General features: G+C 68.5%; 24 protein-coding genes, 3 tRNA genes and 1 rRNA gene. 18 read left to right on the forward strand and 10 right to left on the reverse strand.

Annotated elements, in window-relative coordinates; translation table 11 throughout:
- Window positions 1–109 (forward strand): 5S ribosomal RNA (gene rrf, locus OP497_RS07970); the annotation flags it as partial.
- 185 nt (window positions 110–294) lie between these two features.
- Here rrf and OP497_RS07975 read toward each other — a convergent pair.
- Together OP497_RS07975 and hisC are read right to left on the reverse strand one after the other, a co-directional pair.
- Window positions 295–723 (reverse strand): VOC family protein, encoded by a 429-nt coding sequence (locus OP497_RS07975; RefSeq protein WP_280547671.1) that lies wholly within the window; start codon window positions 721–723, stop codon window positions 295–297.
- A gap of 9 nt (window positions 724–732) precedes the next feature.
- Entirely contained in the window at window positions 733–1,788 is a 1,056-nt protein-coding gene (hisC, locus tag OP497_RS07980; RefSeq protein WP_280547672.1) for a histidinol-phosphate transaminase, read from the reverse strand.
- A gap of 121 nt (window positions 1,789–1,909) precedes the next feature.
- Between hisC and OP497_RS07985 the strand changes: the two genes are divergently transcribed.
- The 5 genes from OP497_RS07985 to mnmH all read left to right on the forward strand — a co-directional run bounded on the left by OP497_RS07985 (window position 1,910) and on the right by mnmH (window position 7,060).
- Complete coding sequence (locus tag OP497_RS07985; RefSeq protein WP_280547673.1) at window positions 1,910–2,803, forward strand: AEC family transporter; 894 nt, start codon at window positions 1,910–1,912, stop codon at window positions 2,801–2,803.
- A 100-nt stretch (window positions 2,804–2,903) separates the two neighbouring features.
- The gene (locus OP497_RS07990) at window positions 2,904–3,353 is read left to right on the forward strand and encodes a copper resistance protein NlpE N-terminal domain-containing protein (RefSeq protein WP_280547674.1); all 450 of its coding nucleotides are present in this window, start codon (window positions 2,904–2,906) and stop codon (window positions 3,351–3,353) included.
- 121 nt (window positions 3,354–3,474) lie between these two features.
- Window positions 3,475–4,854, forward strand: a complete 1,380-nt coding sequence (gene radA, locus OP497_RS07995; protein ID WP_280547675.1) for a DNA repair protein RadA — start codon at window positions 3,475–3,477, stop codon at window positions 4,852–4,854.
- A gap of 50 nt (window positions 4,855–4,904) precedes the next feature.
- Complete coding sequence (gene selD / locus OP497_RS08000; protein ID WP_280547676.1) at window positions 4,905–5,942, forward strand: selenide, water dikinase SelD; 1,038 nt, start codon at window positions 4,905–4,907, stop codon at window positions 5,940–5,942.
- A complete protein-coding gene (mnmH, locus tag OP497_RS08005) occupies window positions 5,939–7,060 on the forward strand; it encodes a tRNA 2-selenouridine(34) synthase MnmH (protein ID WP_280547677.1) in 1,122 nt (373 codons plus the stop codon). Before selD ends, mnmH begins: the two co-directional genes overlap by 4 nt.
- 4 nt (window positions 7,061–7,064) lie before the next feature.
- On the opposite strand, the gene OP497_RS08010 is transcribed toward mnmH, so the two are convergent.
- Entirely contained in the window at window positions 7,065–7,763 is a 699-nt protein-coding gene (locus tag OP497_RS08010) for a type 1 glutamine amidotransferase (protein WP_280547678.1), read from the reverse strand.
- Between the two features lie 56 nt (window positions 7,764–7,819).
- Here OP497_RS08010 and OP497_RS08015 point away from each other — a divergent pair, with 56 nt between their 5' ends.
- Together OP497_RS08015 and OP497_RS08020 are read left to right on the forward strand one after the other, a co-directional pair.
- A complete protein-coding gene (locus tag OP497_RS08015) occupies window positions 7,820–8,113 on the forward strand; it encodes an MGMT family protein (protein WP_280547679.1) in 294 nt (97 codons plus the stop codon).
- 172 nt (window positions 8,114–8,285) lie between these two features.
- Window positions 8,286–8,870 carry a YjaG family protein gene (locus tag OP497_RS08020; protein ID WP_280547680.1) on the forward strand — a complete coding sequence of 195 codons (585 nt, stop codon included), beginning with the start codon at window positions 8,286–8,288 and terminating at the stop codon, window positions 8,868–8,870.
- A 54-nt stretch (window positions 8,871–8,924) separates the two neighbouring features.
- On the opposite strand, the gene hisF is transcribed toward OP497_RS08020, so the two are convergent.
- The 4 genes from hisF to hisB form a co-directional block, all read right to left on the reverse strand.
- Window positions 8,925–9,698: an imidazole glycerol phosphate synthase subunit HisF gene (hisF, locus tag OP497_RS08025; RefSeq protein ID WP_280547681.1), complete on the reverse strand. Its 774-nt coding sequence runs from the start codon at window positions 9,696–9,698 to the stop codon at window positions 8,925–8,927.
- 3 nt (window positions 9,699–9,701) lie between these two features.
- Complete coding sequence (gene hisA / locus OP497_RS08030; RefSeq protein WP_280547682.1) at window positions 9,702–10,448, reverse strand: 1-(5-phosphoribosyl)-5-[(5-phosphoribosylamino)methylideneamino]imidazole-4-carboxamide isomerase; 747 nt, start codon at window positions 10,446–10,448, stop codon at window positions 9,702–9,704.
- Window positions 10,449–10,569: 121 nt separating this feature from the next.
- The gene (hisH, locus tag OP497_RS08035; protein WP_280547683.1) at window positions 10,570–11,211 is read right to left on the reverse strand and encodes an imidazole glycerol phosphate synthase subunit HisH; all 642 of its coding nucleotides are present in this window, start codon (window positions 11,209–11,211) and stop codon (window positions 10,570–10,572) included.
- Window positions 11,212–11,242: 31 nt separating this feature from the next.
- The gene (hisB, locus tag OP497_RS08040) at window positions 11,243–11,836 is read right to left on the reverse strand and encodes an imidazoleglycerol-phosphate dehydratase HisB (protein WP_280547684.1); all 594 of its coding nucleotides are present in this window, start codon (window positions 11,834–11,836) and stop codon (window positions 11,243–11,245) included.
- Between the two features lie 193 nt (window positions 11,837–12,029).
- On the opposite strand from hisB, the gene OP497_RS08045 reads away from it, so the two are divergent.
- The 10 genes from OP497_RS08045 to OP497_RS08090 all read left to right on the forward strand — a co-directional run bounded on the left by OP497_RS08045 (window position 12,030) and on the right by OP497_RS08090 (window position 18,809).
- The gene (locus OP497_RS08045) at window positions 12,030–12,482 is read left to right on the forward strand and encodes an acetyl-CoA sensor PanZ family protein (RefSeq protein WP_280547685.1); all 453 of its coding nucleotides are present in this window, start codon (window positions 12,030–12,032) and stop codon (window positions 12,480–12,482) included.
- Window positions 12,479–14,833 carry an AsmA family protein gene (locus OP497_RS08050; protein WP_280547686.1) on the forward strand — a complete coding sequence of 785 codons (2,355 nt, stop codon included), beginning with the start codon at window positions 12,479–12,481 and terminating at the stop codon, window positions 14,831–14,833. Before OP497_RS08045 ends, OP497_RS08050 begins: the two co-directional genes overlap by 4 nt.
- A gap of 69 nt (window positions 14,834–14,902) precedes the next feature.
- Entirely contained in the window at window positions 14,903–15,994 is a 1,092-nt protein-coding gene (gene mutY / locus OP497_RS08055; protein ID WP_280547687.1) for an A/G-specific adenine glycosylase, read from the forward strand.
- Window positions 15,995–16,016: 22 nt separating this feature from the next.
- Window positions 16,017–16,289, forward strand: a complete 273-nt coding sequence (locus OP497_RS08060) for an oxidative damage protection protein (RefSeq protein WP_250063664.1) — start codon at window positions 16,017–16,019, stop codon at window positions 16,287–16,289.
- Between the two features lie 92 nt (window positions 16,290–16,381).
- A tRNA-Phe gene (locus OP497_RS08065) sits at window positions 16,382–16,457 on the forward strand.
- A 6-nt stretch (window positions 16,458–16,463) separates the two neighbouring features.
- A tRNA-Gln gene (locus tag OP497_RS08070) sits at window positions 16,464–16,538 on the forward strand.
- A 43-nt stretch (window positions 16,539–16,581) separates the two neighbouring features.
- Window positions 16,582–16,657: transfer RNA gene (locus tag OP497_RS08075), tRNA-Thr, on the forward strand.
- Window positions 16,658–16,854: 197 nt separating this feature from the next.
- Window positions 16,855–17,397, forward strand: a complete 543-nt coding sequence (locus OP497_RS08080; protein WP_280547688.1) for a hypothetical protein — start codon at window positions 16,855–16,857, stop codon at window positions 17,395–17,397.
- Window positions 17,394–17,849 carry a type II toxin-antitoxin system YafO family toxin gene (locus OP497_RS08085; protein WP_280547689.1) on the forward strand — a complete coding sequence of 152 codons (456 nt, stop codon included), beginning with the start codon at window positions 17,394–17,396 and terminating at the stop codon, window positions 17,847–17,849. The genes OP497_RS08080 and OP497_RS08085 overlap by 4 nt, the downstream gene beginning before the upstream one ends.
- Window positions 17,850–18,143: 294 nt before the next feature.
- Entirely contained in the window at window positions 18,144–18,809 is a 666-nt protein-coding gene (locus OP497_RS08090; protein ID WP_280547690.1) for a fumarylacetoacetate hydrolase family protein, read from the forward strand.
- Window positions 18,810–18,891: 82 nt separating this feature from the next.
- Here the strand turns inward: OP497_RS08090 and speA are convergent, their stop codons facing one another.
- The 3 genes from speA to OP497_RS08105 form a co-directional block, all read right to left on the reverse strand.
- Window positions 18,892–20,814 (reverse strand): biosynthetic arginine decarboxylase, encoded by a 1,923-nt coding sequence (gene speA, locus OP497_RS08095; protein WP_280547691.1) that lies wholly within the window; start codon window positions 20,812–20,814, stop codon window positions 18,892–18,894.
- Window positions 20,811–21,770 carry a homoserine kinase gene (locus OP497_RS08100; protein WP_280547692.1) on the reverse strand — a complete coding sequence of 320 codons (960 nt, stop codon included), beginning with the start codon at window positions 21,768–21,770 and terminating at the stop codon, window positions 20,811–20,813. Before OP497_RS08100 ends, speA begins: the two co-directional genes overlap by 4 nt.
- Window positions 21,771–21,892: 122 nt before the next feature.
- On the reverse strand, window positions 21,893–22,192 hold the full coding sequence (locus OP497_RS08105; protein ID WP_280547693.1) for a DUF2782 domain-containing protein: 300 nt from the start codon (window positions 22,190–22,192) through the stop codon (window positions 21,893–21,895).
- Window positions 22,193–22,217 lie beyond the last annotated feature (25 nt).

Raw genomic sequence — 22,217 nt, forward strand, 5'->3', positions numbered from 1 at the left:
ACCATAGCGTGCGGGAACCACCTGATCCCTTGCCGAACTCAGCAGTGAAACCGCTCAGCGCCGATGGTAGTGTGGGGCCTCCCCATGCGAGAGTAGGTCATCGTCAGGCACCTATTCTGAAACCCCGGCCATTGGTCGGGGTTTCGTCGTTCTGGGGGCCTCCCCATGGCGAGTCCCGGAGTGCCGGCCAAGTCATCGTCAGGCACCTATCCCGAGAAGACCCCATGTTCGACAGAGCACGGGGTTTTTTCATTCCAGGAACCCCGGCTTCTAATGAAGCTGGGGTTTCCTCGTTTATGGCCGCCGTTCCGGCGAAGGTTCTTCGTACAGCTCGATCGGGGTGCCATCGGGGTCGGCCAGGAAGGTGAAGCGTGCGCCGGTCATCTCGTCGACCCGGACGGGTTCCGGCTGCGCGCCACGAGCCGTCAGCAGGTCGATGCAGGCCTCGAGATCCGGGGTAGCCAGGGCGAGATGGCGTAGCCCGCAGGCTTCGGGGTAGCTGGGGCGTGGTGGCGGCGAGGGGAAGGAGAACAGCTCGAGTTGGATGCCCCCCGGGAGGCGCAGGTCCAGCTTGTGACTGTCACGCTCGGCTCGCCAGGTCTCCTGAATGATCTCGGCATCCATCACCTCGAGATAGAAGCGCCGGGCACGGGCATAGTCGGCGGTGATCAGCGCCACGTGATGGACCCTGGACAGGGGCAGGTGCGGACATTCCTTGACCATGGGGCGGCCCTAGCGGCACAGGCTTTCGAGCGCCTCGATGAGGCTGTCCATCTCGTCATCGGTGCCGATGGAGATCCGCAGGTGATCGCGCAGCACCTCGTTGTTGAAGTGGCGCACCAGCACGCCGCGTTCGCGTAGGCCCACGAAGAGCTGGGCGGCATCGAACTCCGGGTGGCTGACCAGCACGAAGTTGGTCTGCGAGGGCAGTACCTGGAAGCCCAGGCTCTCGAGTCGCCCCCGGGTGCGCTCGCGGGTGGTGATCACCGCCTCGCGGCAGGCCTCGAAGTGCTCGCGGTCCTTCAGGGAGGCGATGCCCAGGTCGCTGGCCAGGCTGTCGACGGGGTAGGAGTTGAAGGAGTCCTTGACCCGTTCCAGCCCCTCGATCAGCTCGCGGGAGCCCACCGCATAGCCGAGCCGCAGGCCGGCCAGGCTGCGGGACTTGGAGAAGGTGCCGGTGACCAGCAGGTTGGGGAAGCGTTCCACCAGCGGCACGGCACTCTCGCCGCCGAAGTCCACGTAGGCCTCGTCGACCAGCACCACCGCCTCGGAGACCCGCTCGAGCAGCCCGGCGATGGCCTCGCGTCCGTGACCATGGCCGGTGGGGGCATTGGGGTTGGCGAAGACCACGCCGCCGGTATCCTGGCCGAAGGCCTCGAGGTCGACGCGCCACTGGGAGTCGAGCGGGTGGTTGCGGCGCTCGATCTCATAGAGGCGGCAGTAGACCGGGTAGAAGCTGTAGGAGATGGCCGGCATCTCCAGTGGCCGCCCCTGGCGGAAGAAGGCCTGGAAGGCCAGGGCGAGCACCTCGTCGGAGCCGTTGCCGACGAACACCTGCTCCGTCGCTACCCCGAGCTCCGCTGCCAGGGCCTCGCGCAGGGCGCGGGATTCCGGGTCCGGATAGCGCCGCAGGTGGTCGGCGGGGAAGTCGCGCAGGGCGGCCTCGACGCCGGGGGCCGGCGGATAGGGGTTCTCGTTGGTGTTCAGCTTGATCAGGCGCTCGCGGGGCTGCTCGCCCGGGACATAGGGGGTCAGCTCGCGAACGGCGGGGCTCCAGAACTTGCTCATGGTCACTCGCTCGGGGGATTGGACTTTGGTCATGGTGACCCGAGCAGCGTGACCGCGCAAGCCACGACCATGCTAGTCTCGAGGGCCGCCATCGATCATTCGCTGCCTATGGACCCATGCAATGACCGCCCAGATCCTCGCCACCCTGCTGCCCGTCTTCCTGATCGCCGGCTGTGGGACCTTCTACGGCCGCTTCCGCACGCCGGACATCCGCGGCCTGAACACCCTCAACATGGAACTCTTCGTGCCCATGCTGGTGTTCGCCGTGCTCGCCGACCGCCAGGCGCCCCTGGCGGATTACGCGAGCCTGGCCCTGGCGGGGGCCGTGGTGGTGCTGGGGTCGGGGCTCGTGCTCTGGCCGGTGGCGAAGTGGCTGAAGCTCGAGACCAAGACCTTCCTGCCGCCGATGATGTTCAACAACTCCGGCAACATGGGGATCCCCCTGCTGGTGCTGGCCTTCGGCGAGAAGGCCCTGCCGGCGGCAGTGGTGCTGTTCATCATCGAGATGCTGCTGCACTTCTCGGTGGGGCTCTACATGCTCAGCCCGCACACCCCCCTGTGGCGGCTGCTGCGCATGCCCATCGTGCTGGCGAGCCTGGCCGGCCTCGCCGTCAACCTGGGCGGCGTGCCCCTGCCGGGCTGGTTCCTGGAGGCGCTGCACATGCTGGGCGGGGTCTGCATCCCGCTGATGCTCTTCGCCCTGGGCGTGAGGATGCTGGACATCGACTTCGGCGACTGGAAGACCGGTCTGCTCGGGGCGGTGCTCTGCCCGCTCTCCGGACTGGTGCTGGCCGTGCCGCTGATCTGGTGGCTCGACCTCTCGGGCCTGCAGGCGGCGGCCCTCTGGGTGTTTGCCGCCCTGCCGCCGGCCGTGTTGAACTACCTGGTGGCCGAGCAGTATCGCCAGGAGCCGCACAAAGTGGCCTCGCTGGTGCTGATCGGCAACCTGGGCAGCCTAGTGGTCATGCCGCTGGTGCTGGCACTGATCTTCACCCATGTCTATCCGCTGGCCTGATGCAGGGCGGGGAGGCTGTCCGCTGAGGACACTAGAGGTTATGCTGTCACTCAGGCTGCCGTGCTTCACGGCGTCATGCCCATTGGTTAGGAGGACACAAATGCAAATCAGGACCTTGCTGGCCGGCACCGCCCTGGCCGCCCTGTTGGCCGGCTGCGCCGCCGGACCCACCGACCAGGCCGCCGCCCCGGAGATGGAAGCGACCACGGCGACCTACCAGGGAACCCTGCCGTGTCGCAACTGCGACGGCATCGACCTGAACGTGACCCTGAACGGCGAGGAGCAGGGAGTGGCCGAGGAACGCACCTTCGACCTCGAGGCCTCGTATCGGGCGCACCCGCAGAATCCGCCGGACGAGAACTACGCGGGCAACTGGGAAGTCCTCGAAGGCACGGAGCAGGACCCCACTGCCACCGTCTACGAGTTGACACCCGATGGCGAAGGGCAGACCTACTACTTCCTGCGCGTCGATGGGCAGACCCTCGAGCTGATCGACCCCAACCTGCGTCGTTTCCAGAACAGCGAGATGCTGCAGCTCAAGCGCCTGTAGACGTCTGAATGCGCAGTAGCGGGGCGGCCCTCAGGGTCGCCCCTTGTCGTTGCGGGCATGCCATCGGTACCAGGCCCGTGGCGGGTAGAATGATGGCCTTGACCGTGGGAGAGAGTGCCGCATGGCCAAAGCGAAGAGCGCCTTCGTCTGCACCGAGTGTGGTGCCGAGTACCGCAAGTGGCAGGGGCAGTGCAGCAGCTGCCGGGAGTGGAACACCCTGAGCGAGGTCCGTCTCTCGGCGGCGCGCCCCGGTGCTGCCACGGGCGCCACCTCGACAGTGCACGGCGGCTACGCCGGCGGCCTGTCCCGCGAGGTGGTCGACCTGGCCAGCGTCGACCTCAGCGAGGTGCCCAGGCTTTCCTCCACCTTCGCGGAGTTCGACCGGGTGCTGGGCGGCGGCCTGGTGCCGGGGTCGGCGGTGCTGCTCGGGGGGAACCCCGGGGCCGGCAAGTCGACCCTGCTGCTGCAGACCGCCTGCAAGCTGGCCCAGTCTCGCCGGGTGGTCTACGTCACCGGCGAGGAGTCGCTCTCCCAGGTGGCGATGCGCGCCCACCGTCTTCAGCTGCCGGTGCAGGGCCTGAAGATGCTGGCCGAGACCAGCATCGAGACCATCCTCGCCGTGGCCGAGCGTGAGCGTCCCGAGATCCTGATCATCGACTCCATCCAGACCATGCACCTGGAGGACATCGCCTCGGCGCCCGGCGGGGTGGCCCAGGTGCGTGAGTCCGCCGCGTCCCTGACGCGTTTTGCCAAGCAGAGCAATACCGTGCTGATGCTGGTGGGGCACGTCACCAAGGACGGCAGCCTGGCCGGCCCCAAGGTGCTGGAGCACATGATCGATGCCTCGCTGTTGCTCGAGGGCGGGGCGGACTCGCGCTTTCGCACTCTTCGCGGGCAGAAGAACCGTTTCGGCGCGGTCAACGAGCTCGGTGTGTTCGCCATGCTCGAGCACGGCCTCAAGGAGGTGAAGAACCCTAGCGCCATCTTCCTCTCGCGCAACGAGGAGCAGAGTGCCGGCAGCCTGGTGATGGTGGTCTGGGAGGGCACCCGGCCGATTCTGGTGGAGGTCCAGGCGCTGCTCGACGAGTCGGCGCTGGGCAATCCGCGCCGCGTCGCCGTGGGCCTCGACCCGAACCGCCTGGCCATGCTGCTGGCGGTGCTGCACCGCCATGGGGGGCTATTCACCGGGGACCAGGACGTCTTTCTCAACGTGGTCGGCGGGGTCAAGGTGCTGGAGACCAGCGCCGACCTCGCGGTGCTGCTGGCGGTAGTCTCCAGCCTGCAGAACCGGCCGCTCCCCCGGGAGCTGGTGGTGTTCGGCGAGGTGGGACTCTCCGGCGAGATCCGCCCGGTACCCAGCGGCCAGGAGCGCATCGTCGAAGCGGCCAAGCACGGCTTCAAGCGGGCCATCGTGCCCCGCGGCAATGCCCCCAAGCGCTCGCCCGAGGGCATGGAGGTGGTCGCCGTGGACAAGCTCGCCGAGGCCCTCGATGCCCTCTAGGTCCGGCACTCTGATGTAGAATGCGGGTAGTGAATGCCAAGGAGAACGAGATGAGCGCCATCCGCCTGACCCAGTACAGCCACGGCGCCGGCTGCGGCTGCAAGATCGCCCCCGACGTGCTAGATAGTATCCTCGCCAAGGCCGGCCCCGGGGCCAGCCACTCGCGGCTGATCGTCGGCAACCAGGGGCGCGAGGACGCCGCCGTCTACGACCTGGGCGACGGTCGCGGCATGATCGCCACCACTGACTTCTTCATGCCGATCGTCGACGACCCCTTTGATTTCGGCCGTATCGCGGCGATCAATGCCATCAGCGACGTCTATGCCATGGGCGGCAAGCCGGTGCTGGCATTGGGCATCCTCGGCTGGCCGCTGGACAAGCTCGGCGCCGACATCGCCGGCGACGTGGTAGCCGGTGCCCAGGCGGTGTGCCGCGAACTGGGCGTGGCGCTGGCCGGCGGTCACTCCATCGATGCCCCCGAGCCGATCTTCGGCCTGGCGGTCAACGGCCTCGTCGACCTCGAGCATCTAAAGCTCAACAAGGGTGCCAAGCCCGGCGACCTGCTGTTCCTCACCAAGCCGCTGGGGGTGGGCCTGCTGACCACGGCCGAGAAGCAGGGGCTGATCGAGCCCGGCCATCAGGGCCTGGCGCGTGAGACCATGCTCAAGTCCAATGCCATCGGCATGGAGCTTGCGAAGGTCAAGGGCGTGCATGCCATGACCGACGTCACCGGCTTCGGCCTGGCCGGACACCTCGCCGAGATCTGCGCGGCCAGCGGCGTGGCCGCCCGGATCAACTTCCGCCGCCTGCCGCGGCTCGCCGAGGCCGAGGCCTATCGCCGCAAGGGCGCGGTGCCTGGCGGCACCCGGCGCAACCGCGAGGCGCTGGGCGAGAGTCTGCCGCAGATGGACGAGGCCCACTGGCAGTGGCTCTGCGACCCGCAGACCTCCGGTGGCCTGCTGCTCTCGGTGCACCCCTCCTGGGAGGATGATGTGGAACGCATCGGCCGCCAGCACGGCATCGAGCTCACGCCCTTCGGCGAGGTCGTCAAGGCCAGCGGGCCGGCGCTGATCGAGGTGCGTGGATGAGCCTGCCGCTGGTCGAGCCCGACCTCGCGCTGCTGCGGGAAGGGCGCGTGCTGATCGATGTCCGCGCGCCGGTGGAGTTCGCCCAGGGGTCGCTGCCCGGCGCCGTCAATCTGCCGCTGATGGACGACGAGGAGCGACACCTCGTGGGGATCGCCTACAAGGCGCATGGCCAGGACGCGGCCATCGCCCTGGGCGAGCGGCTGGTCAGCGGTGGCCTCAAGGCGTCCCGGGTCGCCGCCTGGCAGCGGCTCCTCGCGGCGCATCCCGATGCCGTCATCTACTGCTTCCGCGGCGGGTTGCGCTCGCGGACCGCCCAGCAGTGGCTGGCCGAGTCCGGCATCACCCGTCCGCGTATCCGCGGCGGCTGGAAGGCGATGCGCCAGGCCCTCTGCGCGCGCATCGACGCGGCGGCCGAGCAGCCTCAGCTGGTGGTGGGCGGCCTCACCGGCTGTGCCAAGACGCCGCTGATTCTGGCGCTGGACAATGGCCTCGACCTGGAGGGCTGTGCCCGCCACAAGGGCTCGGCCTTCGGGCGCCACCCGCTGCCGGCGCCCAGCCAGATCGACTTCGAGCATGCCATGGGGCGTCGACTGCTGGAGCTGCCCGGACCGCTGGTGGTGGAGGACGAGTCCCGCCGCATCGGGGCGGCCAACATCCCGCTGCGCTTCTGGGAGGGCATGGTGCCGGCACCGCGTATCCGCATCGAGATGCCCCTGGACTGGCGGCTGGCGCAGATCCGCAAGGACTACATCGACGACCTGTGGGAGGTCCATCACCGGCAGTTCGGCGACTGGCTGGGCTGGGCGCTGATGCGCAAGCAGCTCACCACCGCCCTGAGCCGGCTGAGGAAGCGCCTGGGCAGCGAGCGTCTGGCGCGCCTGCAGCGCCTGCAGGCGCTCGCCTTCCGCGAGCATGAACGGGGCAATCGCCAGGCCCATGAGGCCTGGCTGGCCCCGCTGCTGACCGAATACTATGACCCGCTCTATCGCCATCAGCTGGAGAAGCACCCCGAGCGCCACTTTCTCCACGTCGGCGACTGGGAGAGCTGTCTGCGGGTCGCCAGGGAGTGGTCGGCCGAGGCGCGCCGGGACGGCCGGCCGCAGCCTCAGTCGGCCTGAGCCGTCATGCCGCGGCGGTGCTGCCCAGCCACTGGCTGAGCAGGCGGTCGAGCAGCGGGGCCAGACGGTCGAAGCGCCTCGGGTCGTCGAGCATTGCCGCCCGCTCCTGGGCATGGGAGCTGGTCTCGCTGCCCTCGGGCGGCGCCTGATGGTCAAGCAGCGCCCGCACGCTGTCGGTGGTCGTTTCCAGGTGGCAGAGCAGTGCCACCACCCGGCCGTCGTCCCAGGTGAAGCCCTGCAACGGGCTGGCCTGGCTGCGGCCCAGCGCCAGGGCATCGTCGGGCAGGGCGAAGACCTCGCGGTGCCACATGAAGGCCTCGAAGGTATCGGGCAGGTCGACGGGGCTCAGCGGGGCGAGGTCCACCCGGTGCCAGCCGGTCTCGGCCACGGTGCCGCGGGCCACCACCGCCCCCAGCGCCTCGGCGATCAGGCGGGCACCGAAGCCGATTCCCAGCAGCGGCTTGTTGGCATCCAGCGCCCGGTGGATCAGCTTGCGCTCGCCCCTGAGCCAGGGGCATTGGCCATCCTCGAGGCTGCCCTCGGGGCCGTCGAGCACGATCAGCGCATCGCCATCGGCCAGCCGCGGCGGCAGTTCCCCCGCATCGAGGTGGAAGACGGTGAAGCTGTGCCCCATGCTGGCAAGCCAGTCGGCGATGCGGGCCGGTCCCTGGTGGGGGCTGTGCTGGAGAAGGTGAACGTGCATGCGGGCCTCGCCTTGATGGAATGCCGAGTGACGGACGGGACGGAGCGCAAGGGTACATGAAGCCGGAGCTGCGGGAACAGATACTGACCATCCTGGCCGAGATCCCGCCCGGCCGGGTAACCAGCTACGGGCGCATCGCCGCGATGACCGATGGCGCCACGCCCCGCCTGGTGGCACGGGCCCTGCGCGAGCTGCCCGCCGGCCACGGCCTGCCCTGGTTCCGGGTGATCACCGCCTCGCGCAAGCTGGCCGATCACGGCGGGGCCGAGGAGCAGCGTCGGCGACTGGTCGCCGAAGGCGTGCTCTTCGATCCCCGTGGGCGCGCCCCGGCGGAGCTTCTATGGCCTTGATCTGCGAAACTTCAGCGGGGCTGGTTCGGCGACAGGCCTGTGGGGAGGCGCTGTGAACCCATCCCTGGGCGCTACCGACGCCATCCCTGGCGTAGGACCTCCCCTCCGGCCTGCCCCCGACGCCCCTTGCCATCCATCGAACATTCGGACAACAGGATCCCAAGGAGACTCCATGAGCGGCTTCTTCCAGCGCCTGCAGCAGCTCGACCCGCGTCGCCAGCAGGCCTTCATGGCGGCGCTCTGTGAGCGGCTGTTGCCCAACTACGGCCTCTATGCCGCCACCACCGGCGTGGGCGATCCCCACGGCCTGCGGGTGATCCTGGATCTCGTCTGGGAACGGCTGGCGGTCAGGGAAGCACGCATCGACTTCGACCGCCAGGCCGAGAAGCTTGCCGCGCTGGAGCCCCCCGCCGAGGACGACAGCTTCGGGGCCCGGCGTGCCTTGGAGGCGGTGGTGGCGCTCTCGGCGCTGCTCGACATCCTGCGTGGCGAGGCCCCCGAGGCGGTGCAGGAGGTCAGCCGGGCCTCGCGCAGCGGGGTGCGCGCCTATATCGAGCTCACCGAGGGCGAGGAGGACGCCGCGCGGCTGGGCGAGCTGGTGCGCGGCCATCCGCTGATGGCGGACGAGAACGACTTCCAGGACGCGGTGCTCGAGGCCCTGGAGGCGGGACCGCTTGATAGCGAGGCGCTCAAGGCGCTGCGCCGCCTGGGGCGCAACGATGGCATCAGCAACCTGGGCCTCTCCGCCGAGGAGTAGGCCCAGGCCGGCCGGAATGCAAGGGGCTCGCCAAATGGCGAGCCCGTCGTTTGCTTACAGTCGCATCTCGATCCCTCTCTCGGCCATGTAGCGCTTGGCCTCGGGAATGGTGTACTCGCTGAAGTGGAAGATGCTGGCCGCCAGCACCGCATCGGCACCACCCTCGATGACGCCCTCGACCAGGTGGTCGAGGGTGCCGACCCCGCCGGAGGCGATCACCGGTACGCTCACCGCGTCCGCGATGGCGCGGGTCACGCCCAGGTCGAAACCGACCTTGGTGCCGTCGCGGTCCATGCTGGTCAGCAGCAGCTCGCCGGCGCCGTAGGCCACCATCTTCTTGGCCCATTCCACGGCATCCAGTCCGGTGGGACGGCGTCCGCCATGGGTGAAGATCTCCCAGCGCTCCGGCTCGCCTTCCGCGGAGACCTTCTTGGCGTCGATGGCCACCACGATGCACTGGCTGCCGAAGCGCTCGGCGGCCTCATGCACGAAGTCGGGATTGGTCACTGCGGCGGTGTTGATCGAGACCTTGTCGGCGCCGGCGTTGAGCATGGTGCGGATGTCGTCGCAGCTGCGGATGCCGCCGCCCACGGTGAGCGGGATGAACACCTCGCCGGCGATGCGCTCGACCATCCCCACCGTGGTGTCGCGGTCCTCGTGGCTCGCCGTGATGTCGAGGAAGGTGATCTCGTCGGCGCCCTGCTGGTTGTAGCGCTGGGCGATCTCCACCGGGTCACCCGCGTCGCGGATGCCGATGAAGTTGACGCCCTTGACCACGCGGCCGGCGTCGACGTCCAGGCACGGAATAATGCGCTTGGCGAGTCCCATGGATCAGTTCCCCTTCTGGCTGAGTTCGTCGCACAGCCGCTGCGCCTCGGCGACGTCGAGGCTGCCCTCGTAGATGGCGCGCCCGGTGATGGCGCCCAGGATGCCGGGTTCGCCGGCCGCGATCAGGGCGCGCAGGTCGTCGAGGTCGGTCACCCCGCCGGAGGCGATCACCGGCAGGCCCCCCTCGCGGGCAAGCTGAGCGGTGGCCTCGACGTTGACGCCCTGCATCATGCCGTCGCGGGCGATATCGGTGTAGACGATGCTGGAGACGCCATCGTCGGCGAAGCGCTTGGCCAGGTCCACGGCCTTGACCTCGGAGACCTCGGCCCAGCCGTCGGTGGCCACGAAGCCATCCCGGGCGTCCAGGCCGACGATCACGTGGCCGGGGAAGGCCCGGCACATTTCGCCGACGAAGGCCGGCTCCTTGACCGCCTGGGTGCCGATGATCACGTAGGAGACCCCGGCCTCGAGGTAGTGCTCGATGGTCTCGGCGCTACGGATGCCGCCGCCGATCTGGATGGGCAGGTCGGGGTAGGCCCGGGCGATGGCGGTGACGGCCTCAAAGTTGACCGGCATGCCCTCGAAGGCACCGTTGAGGTCGACCAGGTGCAGGCGACGGGCGCCGGCCTCGACCCAGCGGGCGGCCATGGCCACCGGGTCATCGCCGTAGGTGGTGGCGTCGTCCATGCGGCCCTGCTTGAGGCGGACGCACTCGCCGTCCTTGAGGTCGATGGCGGGAATTACCAGCATGTCAGTGTCCTCGGTTGGCCCAGCCGCGGGCGCCTGCAGAAAGTAAAGAGGGGCGCGGCGGCGGGCGCCTGTAGAGTGTGGCGCGGCCGCGGGCGCCTGTGCCTGTAGAGTGTGGCGCCGCTCAGGGCGTCCACTGCACGAAGTTTTCCAGCAGCTTGAGGCCGGCCCGGGAGCTCTTCTCCGGGTGGAACTGCACGGCGAAGGTGGCATCGCGGCCGATGGCCACATGGGCATTCACCCGACCGTAGTCGGTGGTGCCGAACACCGTGGCATCGTCGGCGGCGTCGACATAGTAGCTGTGCACGAAGTAGAAGTGCTCGTCCTGGTCGATGCCCGCCCACAGGGGATGGTCGTGGTGCTGGTGCACCAGGTTCCAGCCCATGTGGGGCACCTTGAGGCGGTTGTCCCGGTCATCGCGCATGTCGGTCGGGAACTTCCTCACCTCGCCGTGCAGGAAGCCCAGGCAGCCGATGCCGCCGTTCTCCTCGCTGTGGTCGAGCAGCATCTGCTGGCCGACGCAGATGCCCAGCAGCGGCTTGGCCTGGCGGGCGAGCAGTTCCTCGACCAGGCCACGCAGCTCGGTCTTCTCGAGCTCACCCATGCAGTCGCGGATGGCGCCCTGGCCGGGCAACACCAGGCGGGTGGCGCCGCGGATGCGACGGGCATCCCGCGTCACGATCACGTTCTCGTGGGTGACGTGTTCCAGTGCCTTGGCGACGGAATGCAGGTTGCCCATCCCGTAGTCGATGACGGCAATGGTCATGGAGCGCTCCTCGTGTGATCGTTCGGCGGCCTCAGAGGCTGCCCTTGGTGGACGGCATCTGGCCGGCCATGCGCGGGTCCGGCGCCACGGCCATGCGCAGCGCGCGGCCGAAGGCCTTGAAGATGGTTTCCGCCTGGTGGTGGGCGTTGAAGCCCTTCAGGTTGTCGATGTGCAGGGTCACCCGGGCATGGTTGACGAAGCCCTGGAAGAACTCCCAGAACAGCTGGGTATCCAGGCGGCCGATGCTGGCGCGGGTGAACTCGACATCCATGAACAGCCCCGGGCGGCCGGAGAAATCCACCACCACCCGCGACAGGGCCTCGTCCAGGGGCACGTAGGCATGGCCGTAGCGGTAGATGCCGCACTTGTCGCCGATCGCCTGGTGGAAGGCCTGGCCCAGGGTGATGCCGAGGTCCTCGACGGTATGGTGGTCATCGATGTGCAGGTCGCCCAGCGCCTCGATGTCGAGGTCGATCAGGCCGTGGCGGGCCACCTGGTCGAGCATGTGGTCGAGGAAGGGCACGCCGGTCTCGCAGGCCAGGCGTCCCGCGCCGTCGAGATTGAGGGTCACCGTGATCTGGGTTTCCCGGGTGTTGCGGGTGACCGTGGCGATACGCTCGGACATGTCGAGACTCCAGCGCCGGGGCGCGTGTCGAGATGGGCCGGTGGTAGCCACCGACCGGCAAGGCGGAAGGGCGTCGGGTGCTGTGCCTGACGCCGCGAGCCTGCCATTATAGTGAATCGCCTGCCCCATCCGCTACAATGCTGGCCATTACAGTGGTGGCGACCCCGCCGCCCCGGCTCGAGGAGAACCACGCATGCCGGTGACCCTTCAACAGGTCGACCAGGCCGCCTGGGAAGCGGATGCCCAGGTACGCCACGACCTCGCGCGCATCTACGCCGACGCTCCCACCGAGCGCCTGCCCCTGCCCGTGGACGATTTCATCCGTGACCACCTCGCGAGTGGCCACCTGTTCAGCTGCGCCCGCTTCAACGACCGGCTGCTGGGCGCCGTGGCGGTGAAGCCCGACCAGCACGCCTGGTGGCTGTCGAACCTCTGCGTGCGCAGCACGACCCGGCGTCGCGGCGTCGGCTCGCGGCTGCTGGCGCTGGTCAGCGAGAACGCCCATGCCGAGGGGCGTCGCCTTTATGCCGACTCCTCCCAGCTGCCGGTGGCCGACCAGATGTTGCTCACCCGGCTGGGCTATCGGCTCACCCAGGACGGCGACTACTTCGAACTCGACCTGTCACCACGGGGAGGCCAGCAATGAAGCGCCTGTTGCGGATCCTGCTCGCCGCCATCGGCGTGCTCGGCCTGGTGATGGTCGGCGCCGTGGTCTACGTCACCACCTTCTTCGACCCCAATGACCTCAAGCCGCGGCTGGTCGAGGTGGTGCGCGAACACAGCGGGCTGGAGCTGAGCCTGGATGGCTCCCTCTCCTGGTCCTTCTATCCTCGCCTGGGGGTGAGCGTGGAGAAGGCCGAGGCCCGTCTGCCGGACCAGGCGGAAGACTCGACGCCCTTCGCCGCCTTTTCCCACGCCGAGGTCAGCCTCGCCTTCACGCCGCTGCTGCGCGGCGAGATCGCCATCGACGGCCTGACCCTCGACGGCCTCTACCTCGACCTGCAGCGCGACGAACAGGGGGCAGGCAACTGGGAAGTGCTGCTCGAGCGGCTGGGCGAGAGCAGCGAGGAGGCCGAGGCCGCCCTGGCCCCGGCCAGTGCCGGGCCCGATCCCGACATCGACACCGGCCTCTCGGTGGCGCTCAACGTCGCCAGCGTGCAGGTCCGGGACGGTGAGGTGCGCTTCCGCGATGCCGTGGGCGACCGTGAGCTGCTCTTCGAGAACGTCCAGGTCAGCGGCAGCAACGTCAATCCCGGGCGGGCCTTCCCGGTCGCGTCCTCCTTCCGGCTGACGGCCCACGAGGGCCTCGACTGGCGGGAGCAGGAGCGTGAGCCGCGCCTGGTCAGCGAGATCTCCCTGAAGGGCCGGGTAGCCCTGGGCCTGGCGGAGGGCCGGCACGTGCTGGAAGGGCTGAGCCTGGAGACGGTCAACCGCCTCGCCGGCCTCGACAGCGAACAGAAGGTCAACCTCAAGGGTGCCCAGCTGGTGGTGAACGTCGGTGAAGGCAGCCTGCAGCTGGAGGAGGGGCAGCTCGACGCCAGCCTCAAGCATCCGCGCCTGGGCGAGAAGGTGGTGCCGCTGTCGCTGGCCTTCACCCTGGACGCCGACCTCGACGAGCAGAGCGCCCGCCTGCGCGACCTGGCGCTCACCGGCCCCGACGGCCTGGCGCTCAGGGGCAACCTCAATCTCAGCCAGCTCGCCGAGGCGCCGGCCTACACCGGCCAGCTGCGCCTGGCGCCGGTGTCGCTGCGGCCCTGGCTGGCGCGGCTCGACATGATGCCGGCCATGGCCGATGGCGAGGCGCTCTCCGACGTGGCGCTGACCAGCCCCGTCAGCGGCGACCTCGAAGGCTTCGAACTCGCCGGCCTGACCCTGGTGCTGGACGGCAGCACCTTCACCGGCCGCCTGGCGGGACAGTATGACGGCGAGCAGCTCGCCGCCGACCTGCAGGGCGACCGGCTCGACCTGGATGGCTACCTGCCGCCACCGGGGGTGGAGGGCGACGGCGCCTCGCTGTGGCGCCTGCCGGGCATCCGCCGGGCCCATGCCGCCGAGTCGGAGGGGCTGGTGCCGACGGAGTGGCTGTCTGCCCTCACGCTCGATGCCCACCTGGCCCTGGGTGAGCTGCGCCTGGCGGGGCTGGACTTCCAGGACGTCGACCTGACCCTCGAGGGGCGCGACGGTCGGCATCGCCTGGTCGCCTTCGAGTCGCGCTTCCACGATGGCCGCCTGGCCGCCGACGGCGCCCTCGACCTGCGCGAGACACCGGCGCGCTGGCAGCTGGCGCCCAAGGTCGAGCGGGTGCGCCTGGAGTCGCTGCTCGAGGCCCTCGGCAACGAGCCGGCGCCCCTGAGCGGGCGCTTCAGCGGCGAGGGCGAGCTCGCCACCCGCGGCAACACCCTGGTGGAGCTCAGGCGCCACCTGGGCGGCAACCTCGCCACCCGCGTCGAGGAGGGGACGATTCCCGGTGTCAACGTCTCCCGGGAGCTGTGCACCATGGCCGCCACCCTGGAGGGCGAGCAGCTCGACCGCGAGTGGCGCGACGAGACCCGCTTCGAGCGCATCCGGGCCACCCTGAGGCTGGACGAAGGCACCGCCAGGAGCGATGACCTGCTGGTCACGCTGCCCGGCATGGAGGTGGGCGGCAAGGGCGAGCTGGACCTGGTCAGCGAGCAGTTCGACCTGCGTGCCGCGGTTCGCCTGGTCAATGCCGAGAACGCCCCCTGCGAGGTCAACCGGCGCCTGGAGCGGGTACCGCTGCCGGTGCGCTGCGAGGGGCAGCTGGGCGGCGACAGCACCGAGTGGTGCCGCCTGGACCGCCAGGCCTTCCAGGGCACCCTGGCCGAGCTGCTGCGCGACGAGGCCTCGCAGCGTGCCGGCGAGGAGGTCGAGAAGGTCGAGAAGCGCCTCGAGGGCGCCGCCGAGAAGATCGACGAGCGCCTGGGCGAGGGGGCCGGCAAGGAACTTCGCGATGCCCTGAAGGGTCTATTCGATTGAGCAACACGTATGACCAGTCCCTGCGCCGACTTCCCCAGTCGGCGCTTTTTTGTTCGCAGTGAGAGCCCCATGACGGACATGCCGCCAGCCATCCTGTCGCCGGAGCGCTTCCAGCAGCGCCTGCTCGCCTGGTTCGATGCCCACGGCCGCCACGACCTGCCCTGGCAGCACGAGCGCAGCCCCTACCGAGTGTGGGTCTCGGAGATCATGCTGCAGCAGACCCAGGTGGCCACGGTGATCCCCTACTTCGAGCGCTTCATGGCGCGTTTTCCCGACGTGGCCTCCCTGGCGGCGGCCGACCAGGACGAGGTGCTGCACCTGTGGACCGGGCTCGGCTACTACGCCCGGGGGCGCAACCTCCACAAGGCCGCCAGGGTGGTGGTCGATGAGCATGGCGGGACGTTTCCCGTCCACAGCCTCGACGAGATGGCGGCGCTGCCCGGCATCGGCCGCTCCACGGCCGGGGCAATCATCGCCCAGAGCACCGGGCGGCGCGCGGTGATCCTCGACGGCAACGTCAAGCGGGTCCTTACGCGCCTGCACGCCGTGGAGGGCTGGTCGGGACGGCCGGCGGTGGAGCGCCGGCTGTGGGCCCTGGCCGAGCACTACACGCCCGATGAGCGCCTGGTTGACTTCACCCAGGCGATGATGGACCTGGGCGCGACCCTCTGCCGGCGCGGCACCCCCGACTGCGCGCGCTGCCCCTTCGCCGATGTCTGTGTGGCCCACGCCCGCGGCGAGGAGAAGCGCTTCCCCGAGTCCAAGCCGCGCAAGGCCCTGCCCACGCGCACCACCGTGATGCTGCTCCTGCAGGACCGGGAGGGGCGCGTGCTGCTCGAGCAGCGCCCCTCCAGCGGCCTGTGGGGTGGGCTCTGGAGCCTGCCCCAGTTCGACGATGCCGAGGGGCTCCAGGCCTGGCTGGATGCCCGGGCGCCGGGCAGCGCGCTCGAGCCCGCCTGGACGCCCTTCACTCATGTCTTCAGCCACTTCCGCCTCGAGATCACCCCGCAGCCGGCACGGATCGGCCGGCTTGACGCGGTGGACGAGGCGCGCTGCTGGTACGATCCCTCTGATCCCGCCAGCATCGGCCTGGCGGCCCCGGTCAAGGCGCTGCTGGCGTCCCTGGCGCCCTTCGCGCTGACCACCACCGCCGGGCCCTGACACCCGCACGAGGAGAAAACCGATGAGCCAGACCGTCTTCTGTCGCAAGTACCAGAAGGAAATGGACGCCCTGCCATTCCCGCCGCTGCCCGGCAAGAAGGGCCAGGAAATACAGGCCAGCGTTTCCCGCCAGGCCTGGGAGGAGTGGCAGGCGCTGCAGACTCGCCTGATCAACGAGAAGCACCTCAACATGCTCGATGCCGCCTCGCGGGAGTACCTGATGGAGCAGATGGAACGCTTCCTCGACAACCGCGAGACCGACCAGGCCGAGGGCTATGTTCCCCGGGGCGAGTAGCCCGCCCGTGCCGCCGATCCCCGGCCATCTTTCTGAAACGGAAGGGGTTGACGGAAACGGCCCGCTGGGGTTTAATACGCACCGTTGGCAGCGGCCAGATAGCTCAGTCGGTAGAGCAGGGGATTGAAAATCCCCGTGTCGGCGGTTCGATTCCGTCTCTGGCCACCAATCTGCTGGGGTATAGCCAAGTGGTAAGGCACCGGTTTTTGGTATCGGCATTCCCAGGTTCGAATCCTGGTACCCCAGCCACGTCAACCCTGTTTCCGATTCTGTGACTCGAGTCGGTTCCCGAGCCGGCATAGCTCAGTTGGTAGAGCAACTGACTTGTAATCAGTAGGTCCCGGGTTCGACTCCTGGTGCCGGCACCAAAGAAAAACCGGGAATATCAACACGTTGCAGACATTAGAGGCCGCCCATAGAGGTGGCTTTTTCGTGTGTGCGTAAAATTCTCAAAGGGGGTCTTGGTTTAGGGTCGGCTAAGCTTGCTTACTGCAATACTTGCATTTATGCTGCGCATCCTCCAAGAATGAATGCGTGGACACACGGTCCCGCAGGGAGAGCAGCCATGCAAAACTCACAGTCCAAATCGAGCATCGCTCTTGCCGTCATGATGTCCGGCAAGCTGCTGGCTGGCGTCGCGACTGCTGCAATGGCTGTCGATAACGTTTCCCATTCTCCCGTTGCTGAACCCGGTAGCGCCGTCACCCGCAATGATATGCATGAGCTGAAGCTGGCGATCTCCAAGGCTGATCGCGAGGCAAGCCGTGCCGCTCGGGTCTTCGAGACCGCATGTGCTGAGATAGCCCAGGCGGGACCTGATGCAAGTGCTTACCATGAGCCATTCGCTGGCATTGTGCATAACCTTCGTGAGTGTGAGCAATTCATCAAGGACGCGATTGATGAAGCAGGCCCGACATTCGTTGCAGAGCTGGGACTAGCATCACTCCGGCGTAGCCTTGCCAAGGCCAGGTCGAACGCTGTCTTGGCGCAGCATCTGGCATGGCAAACGACTGCTCAACCTGACACCGTTGAGGCTGAATCTTCTGGTCGGGCGCTCGAGGCTCTTGCAGACCATATGTCTTCTGAGCTTCACCGCCGAATAGGATGAGTCTTCGCAGGCTTCCAGTTGAAGTTTGTGTTCACCCGCAAACCGTTGATCTCTTTGATGAGGTCGAGCGGGACTATCCAGAGATAAAGCGGCAGCTTCTGGCGGACTTCCGTCAGTACGTAGAAAGCGGCTTTGAGCGCCGGCCCAAGCGGTTCGGCAAGGTGGATCTCTACACTAGGCCGGCGTCGATCCTCTCCGCGCAGCTGATGCATATCCACATATGCATGCCCCCTCCGAACGATTTTCCTGCGCACCTGCCTGTGGCCCGGATGACTTGTCGCCGAAAAGAGCCGCATCGGGACGCCTCGTTGGTATATGTGCGTGGAGAGTGTGAGGATCATCGCTATTGCATACTCGGCCTGTTGTACCCGTATGCGCATGAGCGAGCACAGAATAATGGCTTGATGCTGCGCCTGGCTGCTCTGGCCAGAGAGTTCCGCGACAATAACTGAGCTTCCTTCCCTTCCTCGTACCCGATGGCGGCTGTACGCGAAATCTGCGGCGCTTCGTGGCTCACTCCTCGCTGCATTTCACGACCGGCAGGCTGAGGTCGTAGACGTCCATCATCCCCGGTGGGCGCTGGTCGGCGCGCAGGGGCATGGCGCGGCCGTGCTTCTCCCAGATTGTGGCGCGGCGCTGCTGGGCGGCGGGCCATGCCGGTACGCTGGACCCAGGGTGCCGCTGGGGTAGACTGAAGGGCTTGTCGCCTGACCGCGGCGGCGACCACCAGAAGGAGAAGAACCGCCATGCGTTTCGTGCCCCGTTTCACCGATGGCCAGCCGTTCCCCGAGCCACTGGGCAAGATCGTCTGCGTCGGCCGCAACTATGCCGAGCATGCCCGGGAGCTGGACAACCCGGTGCCCAGCGAGCCGCTGCTGTTCATCAAGCCGGCGACGGCCGCCGTCCCGCTGGAACAGCCGGTCGACGCCCCCTTCGCACGGGGCGAGGTGCACTACGAGACGGAGCTGGCGCTGCTGATCGGCGAGGAGCTCTCCCACGTCACCGCCGACGAGGCCGAGAGCGGCATCGTCGGCATCGGGCTGGCCCTGGACCTGACCCTGCGTGACGTCCAGTCGCGCCTCAAGGAGAAGGGGCACTCTTGGGAGATCGCCAAGGCCTTCGACGGCGCCTGCCCGCTGTCGTCCTTCCTGCCGCTCTCGCAGGTGCCCAACTGGAGCGGCCTCGCCTTCACCCTGGAGGTGAACGGCGAGCCGCGCCAGCACGGCGAGGGGGCAGACATGCTCTTCCCGGTGGCGACCCTGGTGGCGGAGATGAGCCGCCACTTCACCTTGCAGCCGGGCGATGTGGTATTGACCGGCACCCCGGCCGGTGTGGGGCCGCTGGAGCGTGGCGCGACGCTGCACTTCACCCTCACCGGCGGCCTGGAGGTCACCACCCAGGTGGTGGAGTAAGTCGACGCCGCGAACGGCCCCAGACGAAGACGCCCCGCAGTGCAAGGCTGCGGGGCGTCGTCGCGTTCCGGGCAGGGTGCCCTCACTCCAGGTAGGTGTAGCCCTCCAGGCCATCCGAGAGGTCGTCGAGGAAGGCCTGCTGCTCGGCCCGTTCCAGGCCGCTGCGCGCGAGTTGCTCGGCCAGCCGTTCGCGCAGGGCGGCGACATTGAAGTTGACGTAGCCGAGCACGTCGGCGACCCGGTCTCCCTGCTGGATCTGGCTGATCGACCAGCGGCCGTTGCCGTCCAGGGCGGCATCCGCCGAGTCGGTGTCGCCGAACAGGTTGTGCAGGTCGCCGAGGATCTCCTGGTAGGCCCCCACCATGAAGAAGCCCAGCAGCTTCTCGTCGCCCTCCTGCCATTCCGGCAGCGGCAGGGTGGTCTCCACGCCCTGGCCGTCCACGTAGCCGTCGATGCGCCCGTCCGAGTCGCAGGTGATGTCCTGGATCACCCCGCGGCGTACCGGCTCGTGGTCAAGGCCGGTCAGCGGCAGCACCGGGAAGATCTGCTGGATGCCCCAGACGTCGGGCACCGACTGGAACAGCGAGAAGTTGACGAACAGCTTGTCGGCGAGCTTCTCGGCCAGCTCGTCGTCGATCTCGCGGTGGGCGCGGTTGCGGGTATCGAGCCGCGCACGCAGCCGCGCGCAGGCGGCGAAGTAGACGCCCTCGCCCTCGGCCCGGGCGGTGATGTCGGTGAGGCCCATCACGAAGCGCTCGTGGAGCTCGCCCATGGCCTGCACCAGGTCGTGCCAGGCCTCCACCAGGCCGCGCGGCTCGGCCTGCTCGTGCAGCAGGTCGTGGACGCGCCACAGCTCATCGACCTGGGGGTCGCCCTCGACCCGGCGCGGGGGCGCCTCGTCGCCGATGCGCTCTTCGCCGATCACGTTGGTGATCAGCACCGCGTGGTGGGCGGTGAGCGCCCGGCCCGACTCGCTGATCAAGTGGGGCTGGGGCAGGCCGTTCTCCTGGCAGGCCAGGCGGAAGGCGTACACCACGTTACGGGCGTACTCCAGCATGGAGTAGTTGGCGGAGCAGAAGCTGCGCGAGCGGGTGCCCTCGTAGTCGACGCCGAGGCCGCCGCCCACGTCCACGGTATCCACCGGCGCGCCCAGTTCCACCAGGCTCTGGTAGAAGCGCGCGCACTCGCGCAGGCCGCGCTGGATATCGCGGATGTTGGCGATCTGCGAGCCCAGGTGGAAGTGCACCAACTGCAGGCTGGCCAGGGCGTCGGCCTCGCGCAGCTGCTCCACCACGGCCAGCACCTGGCTGGCGGTGAGGCCGAACTTGGACTTCTCGCCGCCGGTGTTCTGCCAGCGGCCGCGCCCTACGGTGGCCAGGCGGGCGCGCAGGCCGATGCGCGGCGTGACGCCGATGCGCTCGGCCTCCTCGAGGATCAGCGGCAGCTCGGAGAGCTTCTCCACCACCAGGTAGACCCGGTGGCCGAGCTTCTCGCCCATCAGCGCCAGGCGCACGTACTCGCGGTCCTTGTAGCCGTTGCAGACGATCAACGAGGAGCCATCGCCGGAGAGCGCGAGCACGGCGAGCAGCTCCGGCTTGCTGCCGGCCTCGAGTCCCACCCGGCCATGGCCGCGCTCCTGGGTGCCGAGGATCTCTTCCACCACCCGGCGCTGCTGGTTGACCTTGATCGGGTAGACCGCGGTGTAGCCGCCGCCGAACTCCTCCTCCCGCATGGCGGTATCGAAGGCGGCGCACAGCTGCTCGACCCGGTCGTGGAGGATGTCGGTGAAGCGCACCAGCATCGGCAGGCGTAGCCCGGCCTGGCGAAGCTCGGTCACCAGGTCGTCCAGCGGCAGGGCCGGGCCCTCGGCCTCGCTGCCCAGCGGGCGCACCAGGGCGTGGCCGCTGTCGTCGACGTCGAAGTAGCCGCTGCCCCACTGGTCGATGTTCCAGGTGCGCCGCGCGCGCTGTGCCGGGCCGGCGGCACTGCTCTTGGACAGGCTCATGCGCTCACCTCGGGCAGCGGCAGGGCACCATCTTCCAGGCGCGCCTTGAGAATGATACGGAACTGCTCGGGATCATGGGGCGTGAGGTCGTGAGCCGGCGGGTCCACGTAGACCACCAGCAACCGCGACAGCCAGTAACGCAGGGCGGTCAGGCGCAGCATCATCGGCCAGGCGTCGCGCTCGGCGGCGGTCAGCGGCCGGCGCGCCAGGTAGGCGGCGAGGATGGCATCGTGGCGCGCGGCATCCAGGCGGCCATCGGGGCCGGTGGCCCAGTCGTTGATGACGATGGCCAGGTCGAACAGCAGGTCACCGGTGCAGCCGTTGTAGAAGTCGATCAGCCCGCCCAGGCGATCGCCGTCGAAGAGGGTGTTGTCGCGGAATAGATCGCCATGCAGCGCGCCCTGCGGCAGATCCGGGGCGTCGCCGAAGAACCCCTGGTAGATTTCCACCTCGTCCTTCATCAGCGCCTGGTCCTGCGGTGAGAGGTAGACCAGCACCTTGTGGTGCATGGGCAGCAGCCAGTGCAGGTCCCGCGGGTTGGGGCGGTGGCCGGGGAAGTGCCGGGAGACCACGTGCATGCGCCCGAGGGTGTCGCCGAGCCCGCGGCACTGGGCCAGGTTCGGGGCCTTGGGGTGCCGGCCGGGCAGTTTCGGGAACAGCAGGGCCGGCTTGCCGGCCAGGGTGTGCAGCGCGACGCCGTCGCGGTCGTGCAGCGGGCCCGGCACCGGCAGGCGGTGCTCGTCCAGGTAGTCGAGCAGCTCGACGAAGAACGGCAACTCCTCGTGCTCGCCCTGCTCGAACAGGGTCAGCACCAGCTCGCGCCGGTCGGTGGTGACGAAGAAGGTGGTGTTCTCGGTGCCGGCGGGCACGCCCTCGAGGGAGACCAGCGAGCCGGCATCGAAGCGGCTGAGGAACTCGACGACCTGAGGTTCGGTAAGCGGTGTGAATACGGCCATGTGTCTCTCGCCCGGGAAGTGCCAAACCACCTATTGTAGCGACTTGGCACACCGATGCACGTGGCCCGGTCGCGGCGGTTGCCTTGCCGGGGCCGGGAGTCAAAAGCGGGGTGGCCGCGGGCTCAGAAGGTCTTCAGCACCCACTGGGGAACAGCGATGCGGTCGCCTTCCTGGCGCTCGAAGTCGCCGTCGCCGTCGTGGTCGACGAGATAGTAGGAGGGGCCGGAGGAGGGGCGAATCTCGATGGCATAGAGCTCGCCGTTGACGCGGTACTCGTGGATGATGCGCTCATCCTCCTGGCGGACGGTGATATCCGGCTGCAGTTCATCGCCGGACTGGGCCAGCGCCGGGGCCGTGGCGGCGAAGGCTACGCCCAGGGTCAGCAGCAGGGCGGTGATCGAGCGTCTCGGGAACTTCTTCATGATGACCTCCAGGGCCGCACGAGGC

The organism is Halomonas sp. 11-S5 (assembly GCF_029889825.1).
GTDB lineage: Bacteria > Pseudomonadota > Gammaproteobacteria > Pseudomonadales > Halomonadaceae > Halomonas.